The 20,983-nt window shown below is 67.0% G+C and carries 19 protein-coding genes and 1 rRNA gene; 13 read left to right on the top strand and 7 right to left on the bottom strand.

The genetic code is table 11. From position 1 onward, the window contains the following. Positions 1-109, top strand: a 5S ribosomal RNA gene (rrf, locus tag ASD69_RS17430); the annotation flags it as partial. 766 nt (positions 110-875) lie between these two features. On the opposite strand, the gene ASD69_RS17425 is transcribed toward rrf, so the two are convergent. Together ASD69_RS17425 and ASD69_RS17420 are read right to left on the bottom strand one after the other, a co-directional pair. Further along, entirely contained in the window at positions 876-1,622 is a 747-nt protein-coding gene (locus ASD69_RS17425; protein WP_056181222.1) for a 2OG-Fe dioxygenase family protein, read from the bottom strand. A 92-nt stretch (positions 1,623-1,714) separates the two neighbouring features. Further along, entirely contained in the window at positions 1,715-2,125 is a 411-nt protein-coding gene (locus ASD69_RS17420) for an MAPEG family protein (protein WP_056181220.1), read from the bottom strand. Positions 2,126-2,669: 544 nt separating this feature from the next. On the opposite strand from ASD69_RS17420, the gene ASD69_RS17415 reads away from it, so the two are divergent. From ASD69_RS17415 to ASD69_RS17400, 4 genes are all read left to right on the top strand, one after another. Then, a complete protein-coding gene (locus ASD69_RS17415; RefSeq protein ID WP_056181217.1) occupies positions 2,670-3,248 on the top strand; it encodes a sigma-70 family RNA polymerase sigma factor in 579 nt (192 codons plus the stop codon). Then, complete coding sequence (locus ASD69_RS17410; protein WP_056181214.1) at positions 3,245-3,994, top strand: hypothetical protein; 750 nt, start codon at positions 3,245-3,247, stop codon at positions 3,992-3,994. The genes ASD69_RS17415 and ASD69_RS17410 overlap by 4 nt, the downstream gene beginning before the upstream one ends. Continuing rightward, a complete protein-coding gene (locus tag ASD69_RS17405) occupies positions 3,991-5,331 on the top strand; it encodes a S8 family serine peptidase (protein WP_082576587.1) in 1,341 nt (446 codons plus the stop codon). The genes ASD69_RS17410 and ASD69_RS17405 overlap by 4 nt, the downstream gene beginning before the upstream one ends. Before the next feature lie 72 nt (positions 5,332-5,403). Then, a complete protein-coding gene (locus tag ASD69_RS17400; protein ID WP_056181207.1) occupies positions 5,404-5,838 on the top strand; it encodes a hypothetical protein in 435 nt (144 codons plus the stop codon). Positions 5,839-6,494: 656 nt separating this feature from the next. Here ASD69_RS17400 and ASD69_RS17395 read toward each other — a convergent pair. Together ASD69_RS17395 and ASD69_RS17390 are read right to left on the bottom strand one after the other, a co-directional pair. Continuing rightward, positions 6,495-8,267 (bottom strand): M28 family metallopeptidase, encoded by a 1,773-nt coding sequence (locus ASD69_RS17395; RefSeq protein ID WP_056181204.1) that lies wholly within the window; start codon positions 8,265-8,267, stop codon positions 6,495-6,497. A 117-nt stretch (positions 8,268-8,384) separates the two neighbouring features. Then, a complete protein-coding gene (locus ASD69_RS17390; protein WP_056181201.1) occupies positions 8,385-9,056 on the bottom strand; it encodes a hypothetical protein in 672 nt (223 codons plus the stop codon). Between the two features lie 184 nt (positions 9,057-9,240). Between ASD69_RS17390 and gpmI the strand changes: the two genes are divergently transcribed. The 3 genes from gpmI (at position 9,241) to ASD69_RS17375 (ending at position 13,688) form a co-directional block, all read left to right on the top strand. After that, positions 9,241-10,809: a 2,3-bisphosphoglycerate-independent phosphoglycerate mutase gene (gene gpmI / locus ASD69_RS17385; RefSeq protein WP_056181199.1), complete on the top strand. Its 1,569-nt coding sequence runs from the start codon at positions 9,241-9,243 to the stop codon at positions 10,807-10,809. Further along, positions 10,809-12,059, top strand: coding sequence for a peptidoglycan DD-metalloendopeptidase family protein (locus ASD69_RS17380; RefSeq protein ID WP_056181196.1), 1,251 nt, complete (start codon positions 10,809-10,811; stop codon positions 12,057-12,059). Before gpmI ends, ASD69_RS17380 begins: the two co-directional genes overlap by 1 nt. 270 nt (positions 12,060-12,329) lie before the next feature. Next, positions 12,330-13,688, top strand: a complete 1,359-nt coding sequence (locus ASD69_RS17375) for a S41 family peptidase (protein WP_056181195.1) — start codon at positions 12,330-12,332, stop codon at positions 13,686-13,688. Between the two features lie 121 nt (positions 13,689-13,809). On the opposite strand, the gene ASD69_RS17370 is transcribed toward ASD69_RS17375, so the two are convergent. The 3 genes from ASD69_RS17370 to ASD69_RS17360 all read right to left on the bottom strand — a co-directional run bounded on the left by ASD69_RS17370 (position 13,810) and on the right by ASD69_RS17360 (position 15,830). Continuing rightward, a complete protein-coding gene (locus ASD69_RS17370; RefSeq protein WP_056181192.1) occupies positions 13,810-14,457 on the bottom strand; it encodes a hypothetical protein in 648 nt (215 codons plus the stop codon). Between the two features lie 210 nt (positions 14,458-14,667). Beyond that, positions 14,668-14,988: a DUF1820 family protein gene (locus tag ASD69_RS17365; RefSeq protein ID WP_055901988.1), complete on the bottom strand. Its 321-nt coding sequence runs from the start codon at positions 14,986-14,988 to the stop codon at positions 14,668-14,670. Between the two features lie 149 nt (positions 14,989-15,137). Then, positions 15,138-15,830 (bottom strand): rhomboid family intramembrane serine protease, encoded by a 693-nt coding sequence (locus ASD69_RS17360; protein ID WP_056181188.1) that lies wholly within the window; start codon positions 15,828-15,830, stop codon positions 15,138-15,140. Between the two features lie 243 nt (positions 15,831-16,073). On the opposite strand from ASD69_RS17360, the gene ASD69_RS17355 reads away from it, so the two are divergent. The 5 genes from ASD69_RS17355 to ASD69_RS22055 all read left to right on the top strand — a co-directional run bounded on the left by ASD69_RS17355 (position 16,074) and on the right by ASD69_RS22055 (position 20,785). Beyond that, positions 16,074-17,435, top strand: a complete 1,362-nt coding sequence (locus ASD69_RS17355; protein ID WP_056181185.1) for a porin — start codon at positions 16,074-16,076, stop codon at positions 17,433-17,435. A gap of 267 nt (positions 17,436-17,702) precedes the next feature. Beyond that, on the top strand, positions 17,703-19,454 hold the full coding sequence (locus ASD69_RS17350; RefSeq protein ID WP_200944025.1) for a SprB repeat-containing protein: 1,752 nt from the start codon (positions 17,703-17,705) through the stop codon (positions 19,452-19,454). A gap of 3 nt (positions 19,455-19,457) precedes the next feature. Continuing rightward, positions 19,458-19,751: a hypothetical protein gene (locus ASD69_RS17345; RefSeq protein WP_056181180.1), complete on the top strand. Its 294-nt coding sequence runs from the start codon at positions 19,458-19,460 to the stop codon at positions 19,749-19,751. Between the two features lie 78 nt (positions 19,752-19,829). Then, positions 19,830-20,135, top strand: a complete 306-nt coding sequence (locus ASD69_RS17340; RefSeq protein WP_056181177.1) for a hypothetical protein — start codon at positions 19,830-19,832, stop codon at positions 20,133-20,135. 164 nt (positions 20,136-20,299) lie between these two features. Beyond that, a complete protein-coding gene (locus ASD69_RS22055; RefSeq protein ID WP_157499277.1) occupies positions 20,300-20,785 on the top strand; it encodes a hypothetical protein in 486 nt (161 codons plus the stop codon). Positions 20,786-20,983: the final 198 nt, after the last annotated feature.

The following is a 20,983-nucleotide window of genomic DNA, read 5'->3' as shown; positions in this document are numbered from 1 at the left end:
GATAATAGCTGTGTGGAACCACCCGATCCCATCCCGAACTCGGAAGTGAAACGCATATGCGCCGATGGTAGTGTGGCCTAAGCCATGCAAGAGTAGGTCATCGCCAGGGGCTTCATCCGAAGGCCGGTTCCCGCAAGGGGGCCGGCCTTCTTCTTTGCGCGAAACAAAGTTAATGCGCTGGCACGGCGAGTTAATGCGGTCCGAATCCGCGGCGCCGACGAGTTAATCCCGATGCGTTCGTTCGAACACCGGGAGTTAATCCAGCTGCCGTCGACCCGCCCCGCAATCCCAACCGCCCCCTGTAGGAGCGGCGCAAGCCGCGACCGCGGAGCAGGGAGGCTGCGGAGCCACGAGCCGCACGCATCCCACCCTGTGGGAGCGACGTCAGCCGCGATCGCGGCACACCGAACTACGGCGCTGCTCCACTGACATCGCGGCTCACGCCGCTCCCACAGGAGGCTGGCCCCGAACCGACGATGTCGTTCGGAGAGGCAGGCCCCCGAACCGGCGACGTCGCTCGGACTGGCGCGGTCGCGGCTCACGCCGCTCCTACCCCAAAGCCGGGCGAGCGCCGACGCAACTAACCCACCTAAAGCCGCGACCGTGGAGCAGGGAGGCTGCGGAGGCCACGAGCCGCACGCATCCCACCCTGTGGGAGCGGCGTCAGCCGCGATCGCGGCACATCGAACGACGGCGCTGCTCCACTGACATCGCGGCTTACGCCGCTCCCACAGGAGGCTGGCCCCGAAGCGGCGACGTCGCTCGGAGCGAAGCGGTCGTGGCTTGCGCTGCTCCTACCCGAAGGGCCTAGCGCCGTGACAAAAATGCCGGCTTGCGCCGGCATTTTTCGTTTGGAGGCCAGCGACACCAGGCGATCAACGCGCCGCAGAATCCTTGGCGCGCAAGGTCACCACCAGCACGTCGCGGTGCGAGGGCAGGCTGGGGTCCTGGGCGGTCACGGCGGTGACGCCGTGGAATACCCGGCTGTCATCGACCAGGGCCGCATCCAAGGGCGCGGTCAGGGTGAAGCTGCCGAGTTCGCGACCGTCGCCGGCATGGATCGAGGTGGTCCCGCTGAGGATGTTCTGGCGATCGACCAGCAGAACCAGCACATAGTCGACGCCGTCGCGATGCACGCCTTCCGGGGTGGGCTCGCCGGACTGGTCGACACGGGCTTCGATGCGGAACTGATGCACTTCGATATGCCAACCGCTGACCGCCGGTGCCAGCGCGCCGTAGAAGTCGCGGCAGAAGCCGAGGATGCGCAGCAGGCTGTCGCTGTCGCCGACCTCGGGCAGGATCGGTTCGAACCAGCGTTCGATATCGCCCTGCAGGACGTTGTAGTCCAGGCTCTGGTAATGCGGTTGGTGCTTCTCGCGACGCAGCCCGCCCTCCGCGTCGGCGGAGTAGACCGCGTAACGGCGTTTGCGGTCGCGGCCGTGGCGGGCGAGGTAGGTGTCGGGGCCGAGGTCGTTCCAACTGCCGGCGAAGGCGGGCCAGTCGGCGAGCGGGCGGTCGCGCTCGAGCAGGCCGCGCATGGTGTCGGCTTCGAGGAAGCGGAAGCCGTCGTGCTGCAGTCCGGATTCGAGGTCGCGGACGGTATCGGTGACGCCGGAAGTCATTGCCTTGGCCTTGACGAAGCTAGCGTAGCGCTCGGCCGGGTCGTTCGACCCGGTCGAGATGGAAGGCGGCGGATCGGTACCGCCGCAAGAAATTAGATCGGGGCGATCGAGGCTGCCTTCAACGCCGCCATGACCAGCAGCGCGATCGCACAGACGTAGCCCACCAGCCAGACCAGGCTGCGCAGGGTGTGCTTGTCGGCCAGGTAGAGCAGGCCGTGCAGCACGCGCGCGATCACGAACACCAACGCCAGCGCGGCGATCTGCGCGTGCGCGACGCCGGTGAGCTGCGCCATCACCACGCCGGCCGCGAACGGCGCGAAGGCCTCGAAGGCGTTGAGCTGGGCGGCGTTGGCGCGGATCGAACGCGGATTGTCCTGACGCGCCTGCCAACCGCGCGGGTCGCGGTTGTTGTAGCGCTGGCCGCTGGCCTTGGCGATGTACACCCACAGATAGGGCAGCAGCGCAGCGAACAACACGCACCAGTAAGCGAGGGCCAGGGTCATGACGGGTTTCCACGGCGAAGGATGTTGCAGAGCCTAGCGGAAAAGCGGTGGCGGCATGGGGGCCGGGCGCGACGGGCTGGACGCTGGGATTGCAGATGCGTCGCCGTCAGTGGCCAGGACGTACCGGAGCGACCGGCCCGCGCCGGATGCACGCTGGATAGCGATGTCGCCCCAATACCCGAGAGCCAGCCACGGACTCGTGTCGAGTGCTGGGACGGGAACGCAAAGCAAAGCAAAGCTCCCCCCGCCCCCCCCACTTTCTGGGGAGCCTATGGGTTCCCTTCGGAATGAGCCACGTGAACGCGCCAGACCAACCGACAGATTCGGCCCGTTCGTTGCTCTACGCGCGTTCGACAGCCGGCCCTCTCAACCGAGGGCTGTCGAGCCGACGGGCGGCTGATCGGTCTGCGCGGATCGATTCCCCAGCCACACGCCGCATGGTCACATTGAATAAACCGTGGGCGCTCGTCGATTCTGGAGGCGTCCCCGCAATGCTAGTCTTAATCGCGTCGTACCCGGTGCCGCCATTCAAGAGAGACATTGCATGGGGAGTTTGGAGGAGGCCAACGCGCCGGAAGACGGTAGCGATCTCGCGGCGTTGATCGGCGAGATCGCAGGGGGCAGCCAAACTGCTTTCGCCGCTTTGTACACCTTGTTGCAGCCGACGATGGTGCGCTATGCCGCCAGCTTGCTGGCCGCCGACCGCGAAACCGCGGCCGACGCGGTGGACGAGGCATTCTTCGATGTCTGGCGCTCGGCCTCAAACTTTCAGGGGCAAGGCAGCGCCGAGGGGTGGTTGCGACGGATCGTGCGCAACAAAGCTATCGATCTGATTCGCAAGAATCGCGAACGCCTTGCCGTCAGCGATAAGGAAGCGCAATCCTTCGAAGAGCTGCCCGACGAAGCCGACACTCCAGACCGTCTGGCCGAGAAACTATCGGACATCGATGAACTTTGGCGCCGCTTGCAACGACTGAGTCACGAGCACCGGGAAGCCGTCTGGTTGTGTTATTACGAGGAGAAGTCGCTGGCAGAGATCGCCGAGATCGTCGGATGCCCCGAAAACACCGTCAAGACGCGCCTGTTCCATGCGCGGAAATTGCTCCGGGAGCAAGCATCATGAATCACACCGACGATATCCACGAACTTGCCGGGCTATTGCCGTTTTACGCCAACGGCCGTTTGGACGCCGAGCAACGTGCGCGCATCGACGAAGCGCTCGCTACGATGCCCGAGTTACGCGCTGAACTCGCTGAAGTGCAGGAGTTCCAAGCGCAGATCCAGGCATCCGGCCAACGCTCGCTCGGAGCCGAGCCCGCATCGCCGGCCGATCGACTGCGCAAACTGCAGGCGCGAATCGCCGCGGAGACGGCGGACTCGAACCGTCCGGTCCCGCTATTCGACGCCTCGACAGCATCCGCACCGGCGGCCCAAGCAACGGCGCAACCGGCGCGGATCGAAGTCGGCGCGCCGGCAGCGCAGACGTCGTTCGGCTCGCGCCGGCCGCGCTACCGGCCCTGGTTGAGCAAGGCGTTGGCTGCGGGATTGGCCCTCGTTTGCATGGTTCAAGCCGTGATGCTGTATCGACTGCGGAGCTACGGCGAGAGCGCGGAATACGCTTCGCTGTCCGGGCCCACGGATCGCGCGGCCGCGGCCGGCGTGCGCTTTTCCCTGCGCTTGCGCGCGGACGCGCCTTGGTCCGATGTTCAAGCGCTGTGTGAGCAGCTGAATCTGCGCATCGTCGACGGACCGGAAGACGGGATGATCGATGTGGCGCCTACCGACGGACTAGACGCAGCTCAGATTGAAGCGGTCGAAGCCGCACTCAAACGATCGCCGTCGGTAGCGTTCGTGGGACGGCAGGGATGAACTCGTTCGCCATGCCCCCGTCGCGATGGACGCCCGTGAAACGGCCTCGTTTGGCGTCGATCCTCGCGATGCTATTCGCGATACCGTCGCTGTCCATGTGGGCGCCGGCGTATGCGCAAACCGTCGTTGTCGGGCCGAACGGCGTGCCCATAGCGGGCCCTCCCTCCGCTGCACCCAAACGCGGCATTTCTCTGCATGGCTTTTCCATACCGCTCGGTCTACTGAAAAATACCGAGTCGCTGCGCGATCGTGATGTGACTGAGACCTTGCCGGACCAGGTGCTCTTCACCACCGATGCGGACCCGGCCGCAATCGCGGCCCAAGCGGGGCTCGATCTGATCGAAGCCATTCCGTTGCAAAGCCTGGGTACCACGCTAGTCGTCGCGGGCCTGCGCAAGAGGGATTCGCTCGAAGCCGCCCTGCAACGGCTGACGCAATCGGCGGACGTGCACGGCCCACAGCCGAATTTCGTATTCCAAACGATGAGCGACGCCGAGCCGGCTCCCAAGCGCTTTGCGATTCATGGGTTGGGCGCGCCTACGCAGGTGAACGCGAATACGAGTGCGACCGCCCGCACGATCGCGATGATAGACACCTCGGTGGCGCTCGACCACGAGGCGCTGCGCGGCGCGCGTTTGGAGCAGCGCTTGTTCATCGCGGACGCGACACCCAAAGCGCACGGTACCGCCGTCGCAAGCCTGATCGCCGGCTCCGGTTCCGAGGTGCCCGGAGTCGCTCGCGGCGCCAGATTGTTGAGTTTTGCGGCGTTTACCGAACGCAAGGACGGCATCGCGGTCGCCACCACCACGAACTTGGCGAAAGCGCTCGATGCGGCCGCCATCGCGAGGCCCGACGTGCTCAATCTCGCGTTCGGCGGCCGAGAGGATCCGCTACTCGGCCTGATGGTGGATGAAATCGATCGGCGTGGCGTTTGCGTCGTGGCCGCTTCGGGCAACGGCGGCGCGCGGCGACGCGTGCCGTTTCCGGCCAGCCACCCGGCGGTGTTGGCGGTGACTGCGATCGACAACGCGCTCAAGCCTTATGAGCACGCCAGTCGCGGCGACCGCATCGATGTCGCCGCAGTCGGCGTGGATGTGTTCGTTGCCGTTCCCGACGGCACGCGCAGTGCCTACCGCAGGATGTCGGGTACGTCGATGGCCTCCGCGCTGGTCGCGGGCGCCTTGTTGCGGGCGACCGAATGCGAGGGCGCACGCGCGCCCACCGCGATACGCCCGACCGCCCGCGCTGCGGCGCGCGATCTCGGCTCGCCGGGCCACGATCCGATCTTCGGCGCCGGCCTGTTCCTGCTACCGCAAGAAAAGTCGCGATCGCATTGAACCTTCCTCGCGCTCGGCGCGACTGGTGGACGTCCATCGCATTCCGCGACGGAAACGCCAGGAGATACACATATGCTTCGCTCCACCAGAAGCCAGATCATTTGCATCGCGCTCACTTTTTTCACCTTGGTCGGCGGCCATGCCTGGGCGCAAAGCCGGGAAGCGGTGCAGGCCAAGGACGATCCCCGTACGGACATGCCCAGCCTCGCCGAGGCCGCTGTCGTTCTCGAATTCGCTAATGCGCAACCCGAGTTTCACGAGGCGTTGAAGGCGAAGAACACCGAAAAAGTCAGTGACATCCTCCTCAGCTACGGCCTGTCGGAGAAGGTGAAGGTTTACGACGGCCCGATGGAAACCGTCGTCCCCGGCGGCCCGTACTGGGGCTGCTATACCTCGCTGATGCCTGTCTACGCTCCCGCCCCGTTTAGCTGGCCCAACCACCCGCGCATAGTCGTTGTCCTAATCTGCAACAACAGCGCATACGGGCAAACCGGTACCTGGGATTAAGGCCGCAGACCCGACCGGCGAGGCAAACCCTAGGCGGCCTTGCGGTTGAGGGAACGAATCCCTGTGGGGCGAACCGCTCGACGCTCCGCGACGCATCGCGCGGACTGCGCATAGAGTGGGCGAGAAAATCCGCCTTCGCGGATGGATTCCATGCGACGCATGCGATGAAGGCCACGAAACGCCGGCCGCGACAGCGCGGCCGGCGTCTCCAAAGGATGCATGACCGCTCAAGGTTCGAGGAAAATCGACGACTTGAACGCCCCGTCTATCGGAGCGGCGTGAGCCGCGATCGCCATGCGGCGAACTGCGCCATCGCTTCGTTGCTGCGGCGTGGCTTGCTTCGTTCCCACATGGAGGGGGCGCCGTACGCGGGCGCAGCCGAGCTGGCCTGGTCGCGGAGACTGGAGTAGCGGCGCCGTTTCATTGCGGCGGTCGCGGCTCGCGCCGCTCCTGCATCGGGCGGATACGGGATTCGTGGCTCACGATTCGCGGCGGGGAGGGCGACGTTGCGAGGAGGGGGCCGTCGCGGCCTACGCCGCTCCCACAGAAGGCGCGGTCGCTGCAGAGCGCAACGCCCCCGCTCTATTCGATAGCCAAGGCGACCTCTCCCGCTCGCGGCAGCCTAGGCATGCGCGAGCGGGAGAGGCGCCGGGTCGTCACTTGCCGGCCGGCTGCATCAGCTTGTCGTGCGCGGCGCGGAAGGCATTGCCTTCGTACCAGTTCGGCCACTGCTCGTTGCCGGCCAGGGTCTTGCCGACCGCGTACAGCGCGTCGAGGTCCTGCACCACGCCGTCTATCTTCCAGCCCGGATCGAACTGGTCGGCGGGCTTGTGGTAACGATGGTCGCGGTAATCGGTGTTGGCCTTCTGTCCGGCCGCAGTGCCGCCGTCGATCAGGTCGTCGCCGCCCTTGGCGTACAACGCCGGCACGCCGGCCTTGGCGAAGTTGAAGTGATCGGAGCGGAAGTAGAAGCCGTCTTCCGGCGTGGCCTCGGCGTGCAGGGTGCGGCCCTGAGCGCCGGCGACGGTCTTGAGGATGTCCTCGAGCTCCGAGCTGCCGTAGCCGATCACCGTCATATCGCGCGCCTTGCCGATCACCGGCATCGCGTCGAGGTTGATCACCGCGACGGTCTTGTTGAGCGGCACGGTCGGATGGGCGACGTAGTACTTGGAACCGAGCAGGCCGGATTCCTCCAGGGTCACCGCCACGAACAGCAGCGAGCGATCCGGCGGCGGGGTCTGCTTGGTGAAGGCTTCGGCGATCTCGAGAATGCCGGCCACGCCGGTGGCGTTGTCGATCGCGCCGTTGTAGATCGTGTCGGCGGCGGCGGCGGATGCGTCGGCGCCGTGGCCCTCGTGGCCGCCCTTGTCGGCGTGGTCGCCCAGGTGATCCCAATGCGCCATGTAGACGATGGCCTCGTCCGGACGCTTGGCGCCGTCCAGGCGCGCGATCACGTTGCGCGAGGACTTCTCGCTGATCTGGCTCTTGAGATCGATCGAGGCCTTGGCCTGTAGCGGAATCGCCTTGAAGCCGGGCTTGCCCGCGGCCTTGTACAACGCGTCCAGGTCCTGGCCCAGGTCGGCCAGCAGCTTGCGTGCGGCGTCGCCGGTGATCCAGCCCTGCACCGGCAGGCGCGGTTCCGGATCGTCCTTGGCCGGCAGGTCGAACTGCGCGCCCGACCACGAGTTCTTGACCACGTCCCAACCGTAGGACGCGCCCTCGCTATCGTGGATGATCAGCGCCGCCGCGGCGCCCTGGCGCGCGGCTTCCTCGAACTTGTAGGTCCAGCGGCCGTAGTAGGTCATCCGCTTGCCTTCGAACAGCTTGGCGTCCTGGCCGTGGAAGCCCGGGTCGTTGACGAACATGACCACGGTCTTGCCCTTCACGTCGACGCCGGCGTAGTCGTTCCAGTTCTGCTCGGGCGCGTTGACGCCGTAGCCGACGAACACCAGGTCGCTGGCGTCGACCTTCACTTCCGACTTGCCGGTGCGCGTGCCCACCACCATGTCGCTGCCGAACTTGAGCTCGCGCGCCTGTCCCTTGACGTCGAGCTTGAGCGAAGTGGTTTCGTCGGCCGTGGTTTCGACCATCGGCACGGTCTGGAAATAGCTGTCGCCGTTGCCCGGCTTCAGGCCCAGGCGCTTGAACTGCGCTTCCAGGTACTGGACGGTCTTTTCCTCGCCGGCGCTGCCGGGCGCGCGTCCGCCGAACTCGTCGGAGGCCAGGATTTTGACGTGCTCGGCGAAATCGGCGGCGTTGATCGCCGCGTCGAAGGCATGGTTGGAGGCGGCGGCAGGCGCGGCGGCCTGCGGAGCTGCGGCCGTCGGCGCTTCGGCAGGCGGCTTGCTGCAGGCGGTCGCGGCGAGCGCGGCGGCCAGCACCGAGGTGGCGCTCAACCAATGAGTGGGGTGGGACGGTGTGCGGGACATGGCGACTCCGGGACGGCCAACATCGGCGGAATCCCATTCTATGTCCCGAACCGGCCCGCGGACCTGACCGCTATCGTGAATACGCGGTCGGGTCCGGGCCGTTCAGCGTCGCCGCGCTTACTTGCTGGGCGGGGTATCGCTGGAATAGCGCACGGCGGTGGCGCCGGTGACCGGGCCGATCTTCGCGCTGGAGTGCACGTACAGGTCCACTTCGCGCTTGAACACCAGGGCGCCGTCGACCTGCGCGTTCGGTCCGATGATCACGCGCGGATTGCGGCGATTGCTGGAGAACAGCTGGAAATTGGGCTTGTCGTAGGTGATGCCGCCCTTGACGTGCGAGCCGGCGCCGACGGTGAGGTCGCCGTTGACGGTCTTGATGCTCTGCGACACATCGGTGTCGACCAGGCCGATCGAGCCGTTCACGGTCTCGACGCCGCCGCGGATGTTGCCGCCGCGATCGACGAAGATGCTGCCGTTGACGGTCTCCAGGCCATCGTTCATCTGCACGTGGTTGGCGACGCGGATGCTGCCGTTGACGGTCTCCAGGCCGCCGGCCTGGACCTTTTCGGCGACGTTGATGCTGCCGTTGACGGTTTCGGCGTTCTTGACCCGGGCGCCGGCACCGATGCGGATGCTGCCGTTGACGGTTTCGAGGTTGCCGTAGGTCTGCCCGGCTTCGACGTTGATACTGCCGTTGACCTTGTCGATGTTCTGATCGGCGGCGAATACGGGCGCGGCCGCTACGGACAGGGCCAGCGAGAGAGCGAGAGCGAAGCGGTTGCGGGTCATGGGCGGGGTCCTTGGGCGTTCCCGTTGGGTGGGTTCGTAAGATCTGATGCGCTGGGCATGGCACAGGTTTAAGGCATCGACACCGATTTCGGCGCGTGTCCTTCGTAATGCCGTCGCGGCCGGCTCCGCTACAATCCCGGGCAACCGCAACGCCGGCTCCGGCCCCCTCACTAGGAAACGCGACGTGCCATCCCCCTCCGCGCGCCCCCACCCCGTGGTTCTGCTGATTCTGGATGGCTGGGGCCATCGCGAGGAGACGGCCGACAACGCCCTGGCCCAGGCCGAGCTGCCGCAGTGGCACGCGCTGCTGGCCAGCCAGCCGCACACCCTGATCCATACCGAGGGCCGCCACGTCGGCCTGCCGGACGGCCAGATGGGCAATTCCGAGGTCGGCCACATGAACCTCGGCGCCGGCCGCATCGTGTACCAGGATCTGACCCGGGTCGACGCCGCGATCGAGGACGGCAGCTTCTACGCCAACGACGAGCTGCGCGCGGCCTGCGCCGCGGCCAAGGCTTCCGGCGGGCGCCTGCACGTGATGGGCCTGCTCTCGCCCGGCGGCGTGCACAGCCACGAGCAGCACATCTTCGCGATGCTGGAACTGGCGCGTCGCGAAGGCGTGGCCGAGGTCGCCGTGCACGCCTTCCTCGACGGCCGCGACATGCCGCCCAAGTCGGCCGCGCCCAGCCTGGCGCGCCTGCAGGAGGTCTGCGACCGGGTCGGCAATGCCCGCATCGCCTCGGTCAGCGGCCGCTACTACGCCATGGACCGCGACCAGCGCTGGGACCGCCAGCGCCGGGCCTGGGACGCGATCGTCGAAGCCGCCAGCGATCACCACGCCGGCGACGCCCAGACCGCACTGGCGCAGGCTTACGAACGCGGCGAGACCGACGAGTTCGTCGCGCCGACCGTGATCGACGGCGCGCGTCCGATCCAGGACGGCGACGCGGTGGTGTTCATGAACTTCCGCGCCGACCGTGCGCGCCAGCTCACCGCGGCGTTCGTGGATCCGAATTTCTCCGGTTACGAGCTGCGTCAGCCGCGTCTGTCGCGCTTCGTCTGCCTGACCGAGTACGACGCCAAACTGCCGGCACCGGTCGCGTTCGCGCCCGACGACCTGCGCCACACCCTCGGCGAGCTGCTGGCCGAGCACGGCCTCACGCAGCTGCGCATCGCCGAGACCGAGAAGTACGCGCACGTGACCTTTTTCTTCAGCGGCGGCCGCGAGGATCCTTACCCGGGCGAGACCCGCATCCTCGTGCCCAGCCCCAAGGTCGCCACCTACGACCTGCAGCCGGAGATGAGCTGCCCGGAAGTCACCGCCAAGCTGGTCGAAGCGATCCGCTCCGGCGCGATCGACGTCGCCATCTGCAACATCGCCAACCCCGACATGGTCGGCCATACCGGCGACCTGGGCGCCGCGATCCAGGCCGCGCAGGCGGTGGACGTGGCGATCGGCGCGATCGCCCAGGCCGTGCGCGACAGCGGCGGCGCGCTGCTGATCACCGCCGACCACGGCAACCTCGAAATGATGCGCGACCCATCCACCGGCCAGCCGCACACCGCCCATACCGTCGGCCCGGTGCCGCTGGTCTACCTGGGCCCGCGCCGCGCCAGCCTGCGCAGCGGAGGCGCCTTGCGCGATGTCGCGCCGACCATCCTCGACCTGCTCGGCCTGCCGCAGCCGGACGAGATGACCGGCAAGAGCCTGTTGGTTTCGGACGGCGCGATCGAAGGCGGGTCGGTCGCCTGATGCCGGCCTTGCGCGCGTTCGCCGTGGCGCTGCTGCTGTCGCTGCTGGCCTGCGCGCCGGCGGCGGCGCAGAACAGCAGCCGCGATGCCGAACGCAAGCTCGAACGCATCAAGAGCGAACTCAAATCGGTCGCCGACGAGCGCCGCAAACTCGAAGGCCAGCGCGGCGCCGCCTCGCGCGAACTGCGCGAGGTCGACGAAAAGGTCGGGCAATCCAACCGCAGCCTGCGCGAGACCGAGCAGCGCCTGGCGCGCGAGCAATCCTCGTTGGCGCAGCTGCAGCAGCGGCGCGAAACCTTATTGGGGACTCTGGGCGCCAAGCGCGAGGAGCTCGCGCAGCTGCTGCGCGCCGCCTACGCCCAAGGCGGCGATGCGCCGCTGAAGGTGATGCTGGCCCAGGACAAGGTCGCCGACGCCAATCGCATGCTCGCCTACCACGGCTACGTGCAGCGCGACCGCGCGCGCCGGATCGAACAACTGCGCGGCGAACTGGCCGAACTCGACGCGGTCGAGCGCGACATCGCGACGCGCCGGTCCGAACTCGATAGCGCGCGCAAGCAGCAGCGCGCGCAGCTGGGCCAGCTGCAGAACGACCGCCAAAGCCGCGCGGTCGTGGTCGAGCAGATCAACCGCAAATACCAGGACCGCAGCAGCCGCGAACGCGCGCTAGGCCGCGACGCCAAGGGGCTGGAGGATCTGCTGAAGAAACTGCGCCAGGCCGCCGCGCGCGCCGAGGCCCAGCGCAAGGCCGCCGCCGTGGCCAAGGCCGCGCGCGAGGCCCGCGAAGCGCGCGCCGCCCAGAACAGCGGCAAGCCCGCGGGCAGCACGCCCACGCGCAAGCCGGTGGTGGTCGCCAGCGCGGCGCCGCTGCAGGTCGGCGGGCTGGGCTGGCCGGTCTCGGGCGCGCTGCTGGCCGGCTACGGCGGCACCATGCCCGACGGGCGCGGCAGCGAAGGCCTGCTGATCGGCGCCAGCGCCGGCGCCACGGTCAAGGCGGTCGGCGACGGCCAGGTGGTCTACGCCGAATGGATGACCGGCTACGGCCTGCTGCTGATCGTCGACCACGGCAACGGCTACATGAGCCTGTACGCCCACAACGACGCCCTGCTGCGCAACGTCGGCGACCGCGTCAAACGCGGCGACCCGGTCGCCACCGTCGGCAGCTCCGGCGGCAACGGCCGCCCGGCGCTGTACTTCGAGTTGCGCCGCAACGGCCAGCCGGTGAATCCGGCGACCTGGCTGCGGCGCTGAGGGGAAAGGCAAATCCCCCTTAATCCCTCTTTTGAAAAGGGGGAAGACCGGCCGGGCGGCCCTGCTTTCTCCCCCTTTGGAAAAGGGGGATTAAGGGGGATTTGCTTCACCCGTCACCCGCCCCGCCACATGGCGCCTGAATGCGTCCGCCGGGCGTTAACGAAAGCTTCCCGCCGCCCTGCCTAACGTGTTCCTATTCGAACCACACGCCGCGACCGAACCTCGATCGCGCCGCGCGGTCCAACCGGTATCCGTTACGGAGTTCCATGCATGCGCCTGCGTCATCCGCTGTCCTCCCGTCCTGGCCTGACGCGAGCCCTGCTGCTGGGGCTGGCGCTGGCCGGCGCGGCCCTGCCCGCCGCGGCGCAGGAAGCGCCCGCGCCCGCCGAGGCCAAACCGGCCAAGGCAGAGGCCAAGGACGACAAGTCCGAGTCCAAGGTGCCGCTGGACGAGATCCGCCGCTACGTCGCGGTCTACAACGCGGTCAAGCAGGCCTATGTCGAACCGGTCGACGACCGCAAGCTGATGCACTCGGCGATACGCGGCCTGTTGTTCGATCTCGACCCGCACAGCGTCTACCTCGATAAGGTCGCCGCCGACGATTTCGACGAGCAGGCGCGCGGCGCCTACGACGGCATCGGCGTCGAACTGCAGCGCCAGCCCGACGGCACGCTGCGGGTGATTTCGCCGATCGACGACACCCCGGCCGCGCGCGCCGGCATCAAGGCCGGCGACCTGATCATCGCCATCGACGGCAAGCCGTTCAAGGCCGACGAAGGCGACAGCTCCGGGCCGCTGCGCGGCGCGCCCGGCAGCAAGGTCGTGCTGAGCATCGTGCGCGCCGGACGCGACAAGCCCTTCGACGTGACCGTGGCGCGCGAGACCATCCGCGTCGCCAGCGTGCGCAGCCGCATGCTCGAGCCCGGTTACGGCTACGCGCGCATCAGCGCCTTCCAGGCCGACACCGCCGCCGATTTCGAAACCCAGATCGAGAAGCTCAAGACCCAGGCCGGCGGCAAGCTCAGCGGTCTGGTGATCGACCTGCGCAGCAACCCCGGCGGCCTGCTGACCTCGGCGGTGCAGATCGCCGACGACTTGCTGGAGAAGGGCAAAATCGTCAGCACGCGCGGCCGCATCGCGATCAGCGACGCCGAGTTCGGCGCCACCCCGGGCGACCGCATCGACGGCGCGCCGGTGGTGGTGCTGGTGGACGCCGGTTCGGCCAGCGCCTCGGAAGTGCTGGCCGGCGCGCTGCGCGACAACGGCCGCGCGCGCGTGGTCGGCAGCCGCACTTTCGGCAAGGGCTCGGTGCAGACCGTGCTGCCCTTGGACAACGGCGATTCGGTCAAGCTGACCACCGCGCGCTACTACACGCCCAGCGGCAAATCGATCCAGGCCCTGGGCATCGTGCCCGACGTCGCCCTGCATCCGGCCAAGGAAGCGGCCAACGGCGGCCGCACCAGCTACAGCGAAGCCAGCCTGCCGGGCCATCTGCGCGGCGACGTCGACGACGCGCCGGGCACCAACGCCGGCGAAGTGCTGGAAGGCGACGCGCCTATCGCGGCCGCGCTGGCGGAGCTGAAAAAGCCGGTGGTGGCCAAGGCCGACGACGGCGCTACCAAGCGCTGAGCGCGGCGCGCCGGGCTCAGCGATCCGGCGCCAACCCGTCCGCACCAAACCCGACGACGCCCGGCCGCAAGCCGGGCGTCTTCGCATCCGGTCGCATCGTTTCGCGACGCACGCGCGGGTTTCAACCCAGCGGATCGAAGAACACGCGCATCAGCCGGTAGTGCTGGTCGCCGGGATCGTCGCGAAAACGTTTGTGTTCGCGATAGCGCAAGTGCTCGCCGGACAGTCCGCGTCGCGCCATGACCGCGCGGGCGGCGCCTTCGTAGTCGTCGCCGTCGTCGCGATGCCAGTAGCGCACCTCCTGATGCGCGAACGCAATCTCCAGGTCGATCTCGAACGGCATGTCCTCGCCATAGCGTTCGTCCCAGTTGGCCTCGGCCAGGCCGCGCCAGTGCAGGGCGAAGCGCGCGCCGCGGCGCGCACCCAGGCGCAGTTCGCTGCGCGGCAGGCTCAGATGCGAACACAGATACAGGCTAGGCAGGCTGTCGCCTACCGCGTCGTCGCGCTCCAGTTCGAAGCTGTAGGCGAAACCCTCTAGCTGGCGCCAATCGTCGATCCGCGCCGGCATGATCTCGTCGTAGAAATGCGGCTGCAGATCCTGCTGCACCTCGCCTTGGCCGAAGCGCTGCGCACTGCCGTGCACATCGATCGACCAGCGGGCCTCGCCGCTGGCGTCGTCGTACAGCCAGCCGGCGATTTGCGCGCGCTCGACGGCGAAGCTCAGATCCTTGAGCCGTATCGTGCTGCTGGCTGGTTCGTCGTGGCTCATCGTCGCGCGCTGCGTAGGGCCCGGAAAGCAGCCTAGCATCGCAGCGGCGTGTGCCGCCGCGCATCAGCGGCGCCGCGGATGGATAGACGGCGCACTCATGAATGAGTGGATTTCATACGCAGTTGAAGCGCGAAATTGGCATTAAAACGGTGGGCCATGCCGCGCGCCAACGATGTGCGCACGCGCTTACGCTGCGCGTAGGCGCCTGCGTCAGCGCGGTTTCGCCGGCAGCGGGAACGGCGTTACCACCTTCTCGCCGGTCGCCGCGTCGCGGATCGCCGACTGGCCTTTGCGCTCCACTTCCTCGATGCGCACGATGCTGTGCATCGGCAGGTGCAGCATGCGGGTGTTGCCGAACTCGTCGCGCAGGCGCTCCTCGGTCGGATCCACCACCAGGCCTTCGTGCACGTCGAACACCAGTTCGCCGACTTCGGTGAAGCCCCACAGCGCGCCCGAGGCCACGTGCCGCGCGTACAGCTCGTAGACCTTGCCGGCGTTGAGGAAGGTGACTTTGTAGAGCGTCTTGGCCATGGGGCAGGGATTCGGGATTGGGGATTCGGGATTCGCAAAAGCGTGAGCGAGCGCCTGCTTCTAAGCTTGGGGAGCGAGTACCGAAACTCAACTGCGCAGTACCGAACTGCTGTGTCGAATCCCTAATCCCTAATCCCCAATCTCGGCCTTCAGAAGCCGCGGCGGCGCCTCATCCGTCGCGCGATGCCCGCGCGCGCGATCAGCGCGAACGCGCCGCCGAAGGCGAAGCCGGCCAGATGCGCCGACCACGCGACCGCGCCGAAGGCCGGGCCGATGAAGGTGAAGACCACCTGCAGCAGCGCCCAGACGCCGATCAGCAGCGGCGCCGGCACCTTCACGAACTGCAGGAACAGCCCCAGCGGCACCACCACCCCGAGCTTGGCGCCCGGAAATAGCGCCAGGTAGGCGCCGATCAGGGCCGAGACCGCGCCGCTGGCGCCGATGATCAACCGGTCCGGCGTGCCGATCGCGATCACCGCGGCCAGGTTGGCGACCGCGCCGCCGCACAGGAACAGGGCCAGGAACCGCCACGGCCCCATCGTCCGCTCCGCCGGCAGGCCGAAGATCAGCAGGAACACCAGGTTACCCAGCAGGTGGGCCCAGTCGGCGTGCAGGAACAAGGCGCTGAACAGGCGCAGGCCGCTGCCGTCGCGGATCGCGTGCCACCAGGCCTCGGGGGTGGCCAGGCCGCCCGACAGTGCGCCCCATTCCAGCATCAGGCGGCGTTCGTCGGTGTCCGGCAGCAGGGCCGAGCCGATGAAGCACAGCCACAGCACCGCGAACAGCAGGGGGGTGGCCCAGCGCAGGGGTGCCTTTTCGCGGGAGGGGATGGCGATGAACATCGGTTTGGGGCGTCGCGGATTCAGGTCCGGCCGGTACGAACAGGGGGGAACCGGCACGGCATGAGGCCAAAAACGGTAGCGGTGGAACTGGGACCTATTGTTAGCTTTCAGTTAACGGCCGCGCTATAGTGCATACGGCGTCGTACGTCGGGAGGGGCTTTCCGGCGGTGCGAGCTCCAGCCAGATCGGAGCCGCTCGGACGGCCGAGGAATACCAAAAAATACTCCAATGGAGACTACACGCATGCAACACGCACACCGCTATACGCGCCTGACCGCCCTCGCGCTGGGCATCACCGGCGCCCTGGCTTTGGGCCAGGTCCACGCTTCGGGCTTCCAGCTCAAGGAAAACAGCGTCAAGGCCATGGGTCGCGCGTTCGCCGGTTCCGGCGTGGCCGCTGGCGACTCCTCCGTCGTCGCCAACAACCCGGCAGCGATGACCCAGTTCGAAGGCACCACCTTCCAGGCCGACGTCACCGTCATCGACCTCAACGCCAAGTTCAGCGGCGGCGGTTACGACCTGCTCGGCCGTCCGCTCACCGGCGGCGACGGCGGCGAAGCCGGCGACGTCACCCCGGTTCCGGCGATGTCGATCATCCACAAGTTCGATAACGGCCTGGCCGTGGGCGCCATGGTCAGCGCGCCGTTCGGTCTGAAGACCGAGTACAAGCCCGGCTGGGTCGGCCGCTACTACGCCGCCAAGTCCGAGCTCAAGACCGTCGACCTGACCCTGTCGGCCGCGTTCGACCTGGTGCCTGACCACCTGTCGGTCGGCGGCGGCATCATCTGGGAGAAGGCCGAGGCTGAGCTGTCGAAGTCGGTCGATTTCGGCACGATCCTGTTCGGCCAGCTGCCGCCGGCGGCTCGTCCGACCGCGCCGGCGTTCGCGCGTCCGCAGGGCTCGGATGGCTTCGCCAAGGTCGAAGGCGACGACACCGGCCTGGGCTGGGTCATCGGCGTCAACTTCCGCCCGAACGACAAGCTGGCGATCGGCCTGTCGCACCGTTCGGAAATCGATCACGAGCTGAGCGGCACCGTCGACTGGACCGTTCCGGCCGCCGTGGCCGGTGGCCCGCTCGGTGCCACGCCGCTGTTCAAGGACGGCAAGGCCCTGGCCAAGCTGACCACCCCGTCGGTCACCACCGTCAGCGTCGAGTACAAGTTCAACGACCAGTTCTCGCTGCTGGCCGACTACTCCGAGACCGATTGGTCGTCGCTGCAGGAAATCCGCATCGACTTCGCCAACCCGGACGCGGATTCGGTCGAGCACTTCGGCTGGGATACCACGCGCTTCATGTCGCTGGGCGGCGAGTACAAGCTCAACGACGCCTGGACCCTGCGCGCCGGTTACGCCTACGACGAAACCCCGACCACCTACGCCACGCGCACCCCGCGCCTGCCGGATGAAGACCGTCGCTGGTACTCCATCGGCGCCACCTGGAACTTCAGCGAGAACCTCGAGCTGAACTTCTCCTACGTGCGCATCGAGCCGGACACCCCGCAGATCGGCATCGTCACCCCGCCGGCCCAGGGCGGCCAGCGCCTGTTCGGTTCCTACAGCAGCAACGTGAACCTGTTCGGCGTTTCGGCGCAGTACCACTTCTGATCCACGGTACGACGCGTTATTCGAAAAGCCCCGCTTCGGCGGGGCTTTTTTTATGCCTTTTGTGTGCCATTTCGGTGAGGCCGCAGACAGCGCTTCGCGAAACCGATTGACAGCGGGGCACGCGAGTGGACAGATGGACGCGATGCGCGCGACGGCACATAAAGCCCGTCGCGGGGCGCAGGGCCTGCGCGGACCGATGCAGGCAGCCCTTCCGCATCATGAACTCGCCTGCCCCGGCAGGTGCCTTGATGGATTAAGGAGACACCGATGCACCCTGTGAACCGTTCCGCGCCGTCCGCTGCCAAAGCGGGCGGCGCCCTCTCGCCGCGCCTGTCCTTGCGCTGGTGTTCGATCCTGTTGTTGTTCCTTGCCGCCGTGCTCGCCAGCGGCGTCGCGTCCGCGCAGGCCTGGTTGCTGACGCCGGCCGAACGCAAGACCTATCTGCAGCACTACGCGCCGGTGATCATGCAGCGCGCCGAGGAAAGCAGCAGCAAGAAGGGTCGCGACTGGATTTCGAACTACGACTTCGATCGCGACGGCAATTTCGCCAACAACCGCTACACCTGGCCCAACCTGCTGTCGCAGTACATCGCCGCCTCGGCCGCGGGCACCGGCGCCTATTCGAACTGGCGCATCCGCCCGACTCTGTATTCGTCGGTGATCGAGTACATGGACGGCAACAGCAAGGCCCTGGTGCTGCTGTACCACGTCTATCACCCGGTCGATAAGAAGGCCAACGAGATCCACGACTGGGAACGCATCGAAGTCGTGGTGCGCGGCGTGACCGGCACACCGGGCGCGGGCGGCGAGTACGTGGGCCACGTCACCATCACCAGTCACAAAGACCATGTGATGCGCAGCTACGGCAGCTCCGACCTGAATTTCATGCAGGTCGCCGGCGGCAAGCACGTGATGATCTGGCAGGCCGACGAGGACAACACCGAACTCGGCACGCACGGTCACGAACTGCATTTCGTGCAGGACGCCTACAGCACCATCGCCGCGCGTCGCACCGCCAACAACAAGGCCGAAGTCGAAGTCACCAACGACGACGACAAGTCGGTGCACTACGTGTGGGTGCCGGAGACCTCCAACGCCGCGGTCACCGCCTGGGGCGCCAGCAGCATCAACTACGGCAACGCCAACGCGCTGGCCGCCGGCCGCGACGACACGGTGTCGTGGTCGCTGGTGAAGCGGATCACCTACGAACTGCAGGACCTGGCCGACGTGTTCGGCGGGCAGTGGTCGGGGGCCAACTGGTCGATCAACTGGAATTCGGGCCAGACCGCCGACATCCTGCTCGACACGCCGATCACCGACGAGCTGGGCCAGGTCGAAGTGCCGGTCGGTCTGCAACGTTTCTACGTGCTGTCGCGCGACACCTCCAGCTCCAGCCTGACCGACGGCCGCGACGGCGTGCTCGGCAAGGATTGGCTGTGGGGCGCGTACTCGGCCGAGACCAATGCCGACACCATCTCCGGTTCCGACAAGCTCGGCGGCTACAGCGGCGCCGGCCGCGACAGCTACAACCGCAATCGCGCCGACGCCAGCGGCGACTACGCGTCCTTGAACGCCTATTGGCGCCAGCACGATCTGCTGGTGCACTCCGGCGGCATCGACACGCGCGAGAACTACGAAGCCGGCCAGTGGCTGCTCAACGGTTGGGAGCTGCCGCAGAACGGCGGTTATGACGGCCGCTGGGCGCAGCTGTACGACGATCGCGTGGCCTATGAGCCGCTGGGTCCGCTGATCGTGATCATGCCGGCCTCGGCGCGCGGTTGCGGCGACTCGTGGAGCGTCACCGCCACCGTCAACGGCGGCCTGCCGCCGTATACCTACAGCTGGAGCAACGTGATCTGGTACTCGCCCGACGGACGCACCGCCGAAGTCGGCAGCGGCCAGAGCGCGACCCTGGTGGTCGGCAGCGCGGACGGTCAGAGCGCCACGCGCAGCTTCTTCAACATGGCCAGCTGCCCGGGCGGTGGTGGCGGCGGCGGCGGTGGGAATCCGATTCCCTAAGTCTTGCCGCCGCAATGGATCGCGGTGATCGATCACTGCGATTTCACGAGCCCCGCTGACGCGGGGCTCTTTAGTAGATTCGCGCGCGGGTCCCAAGGCATCGGAAGTGAAAGCGCCAGGCTGCGCACCATTTCTCAGACCGTGTTCCTGGCTTGCGTGGCGGCGTTCTCGATCGGCGCGCTGGGCACCCTCCCTTTCGCGAAGCGCCGGCTGGCATCAGGCCGGATCGAGTTGGCGTCGCTTGGCCCGCGGACCGGCATGGGCGCGAACATGCCATTGATGCATCGGTCGGTATGACGCGCACTACCGAAGGCTTTCCGCGCGGAGTACAAAGCAAGCGAGCGGCCTCACTCACTCTATCGCGGGGACGAATCTATGCGTGGCGTTGGATCTGCCCTGGGTGCTTTGCTTATTGGCGCGGTAGTGGGGGCCTATGTGGCGACCGAGCGTGGCAGTTCGCAGGAAGCCATTCTCATGGGGGCCGGCGTAGGAGGAGCCTGTGGCTTGGTGTTCTTCGGCTGTGGCGGAATCCTCGGGTGTGCGCTTTCGGCAATCAAAGTGTTGCGAAAAGACGCATCCATCGACCAGCTGAGGATGTGGCTTGAAGGCTATCTGGCGATGGGGATATCGCTCGCGCTTGGCGTCGTCGCCCTTGCCGCCGTATTCTTTTTCTGGGTGTGAGCACGCTGCTTCGCAGTTCAGGGCTGCGGGTACCGGCAGGCGTTGAGGCCGCCCAGGCTCCTGGTGTACCGGCCGCAGTTCCGGAGGGGCGAATGGCTGAAGATGTCTCGGGACGTATGCGTGGCGCCGTTGCAGGAACTTGATGCCCTCAGGAATGAGTTTCCATGAAGACCTTCATTGTTCTGGTCGTTCTTGCGGGTCTAGGTATGGCGGGTGGGTGCTCAAGAATCTTCGGTTACGAAGAAGTGCTTTCGGAGACGTACGCCACATACTCCGAGGCAGCAACGAAGCGAGCCTTCGAGTCGGGTTGGCTTCCAAAGGAAATGCCGCGGTCTGCCCGGAGCATCGTTGAGGTGCACAATGTCGACACCGGGGAGCTGTGGTTGCGATTCCGATATGGCAGTGGAGATATCGCGGGGCTGCTCGCGAATTGCGCGGCGCGACCGGCGCCGGATCTTCCGGATCGCAGAAGGACACAGCGGAGCACGCCATGGTGGCCGGAGTACTTGGCGAAGGACTCGCAGGGGCCGTCGCCTATGCCGCTCGGCCTCTACTCGTGCCCGAAAATGAGCCATGCGGGCTCCACCTATCCGGCAGGAATAGCGGTCGACCGCGAGACGGAAACCGTTTGGTACTGGATTACCAGGTAATCCTGCCCAGCTGCGTTGCCGTACAGAGGTCTGCGGCGAAGTAGGCCCGGTTGTTTTGACGGGAGATCGAACGATGGCGTGCAAAGCCCGATAGCGGCTTGTTAGCCCCTACAAGAGCAGCCCCGCATTCGCGGGATACGCTGGAGGGGCATGGAGCAACCAAATCTGACTAGGTGGCGAACCCATTGGTCTGCGCCG

The organism is Lysobacter sp. Root604 (assembly GCF_001427505.1).
In the GTDB taxonomy this organism is placed as follows: Bacteria; Pseudomonadota; Gammaproteobacteria; order Xanthomonadales; family Xanthomonadaceae; genus Lysobacter.
This window is presented reverse-complemented; position numbering and strand designations above follow the sequence as displayed.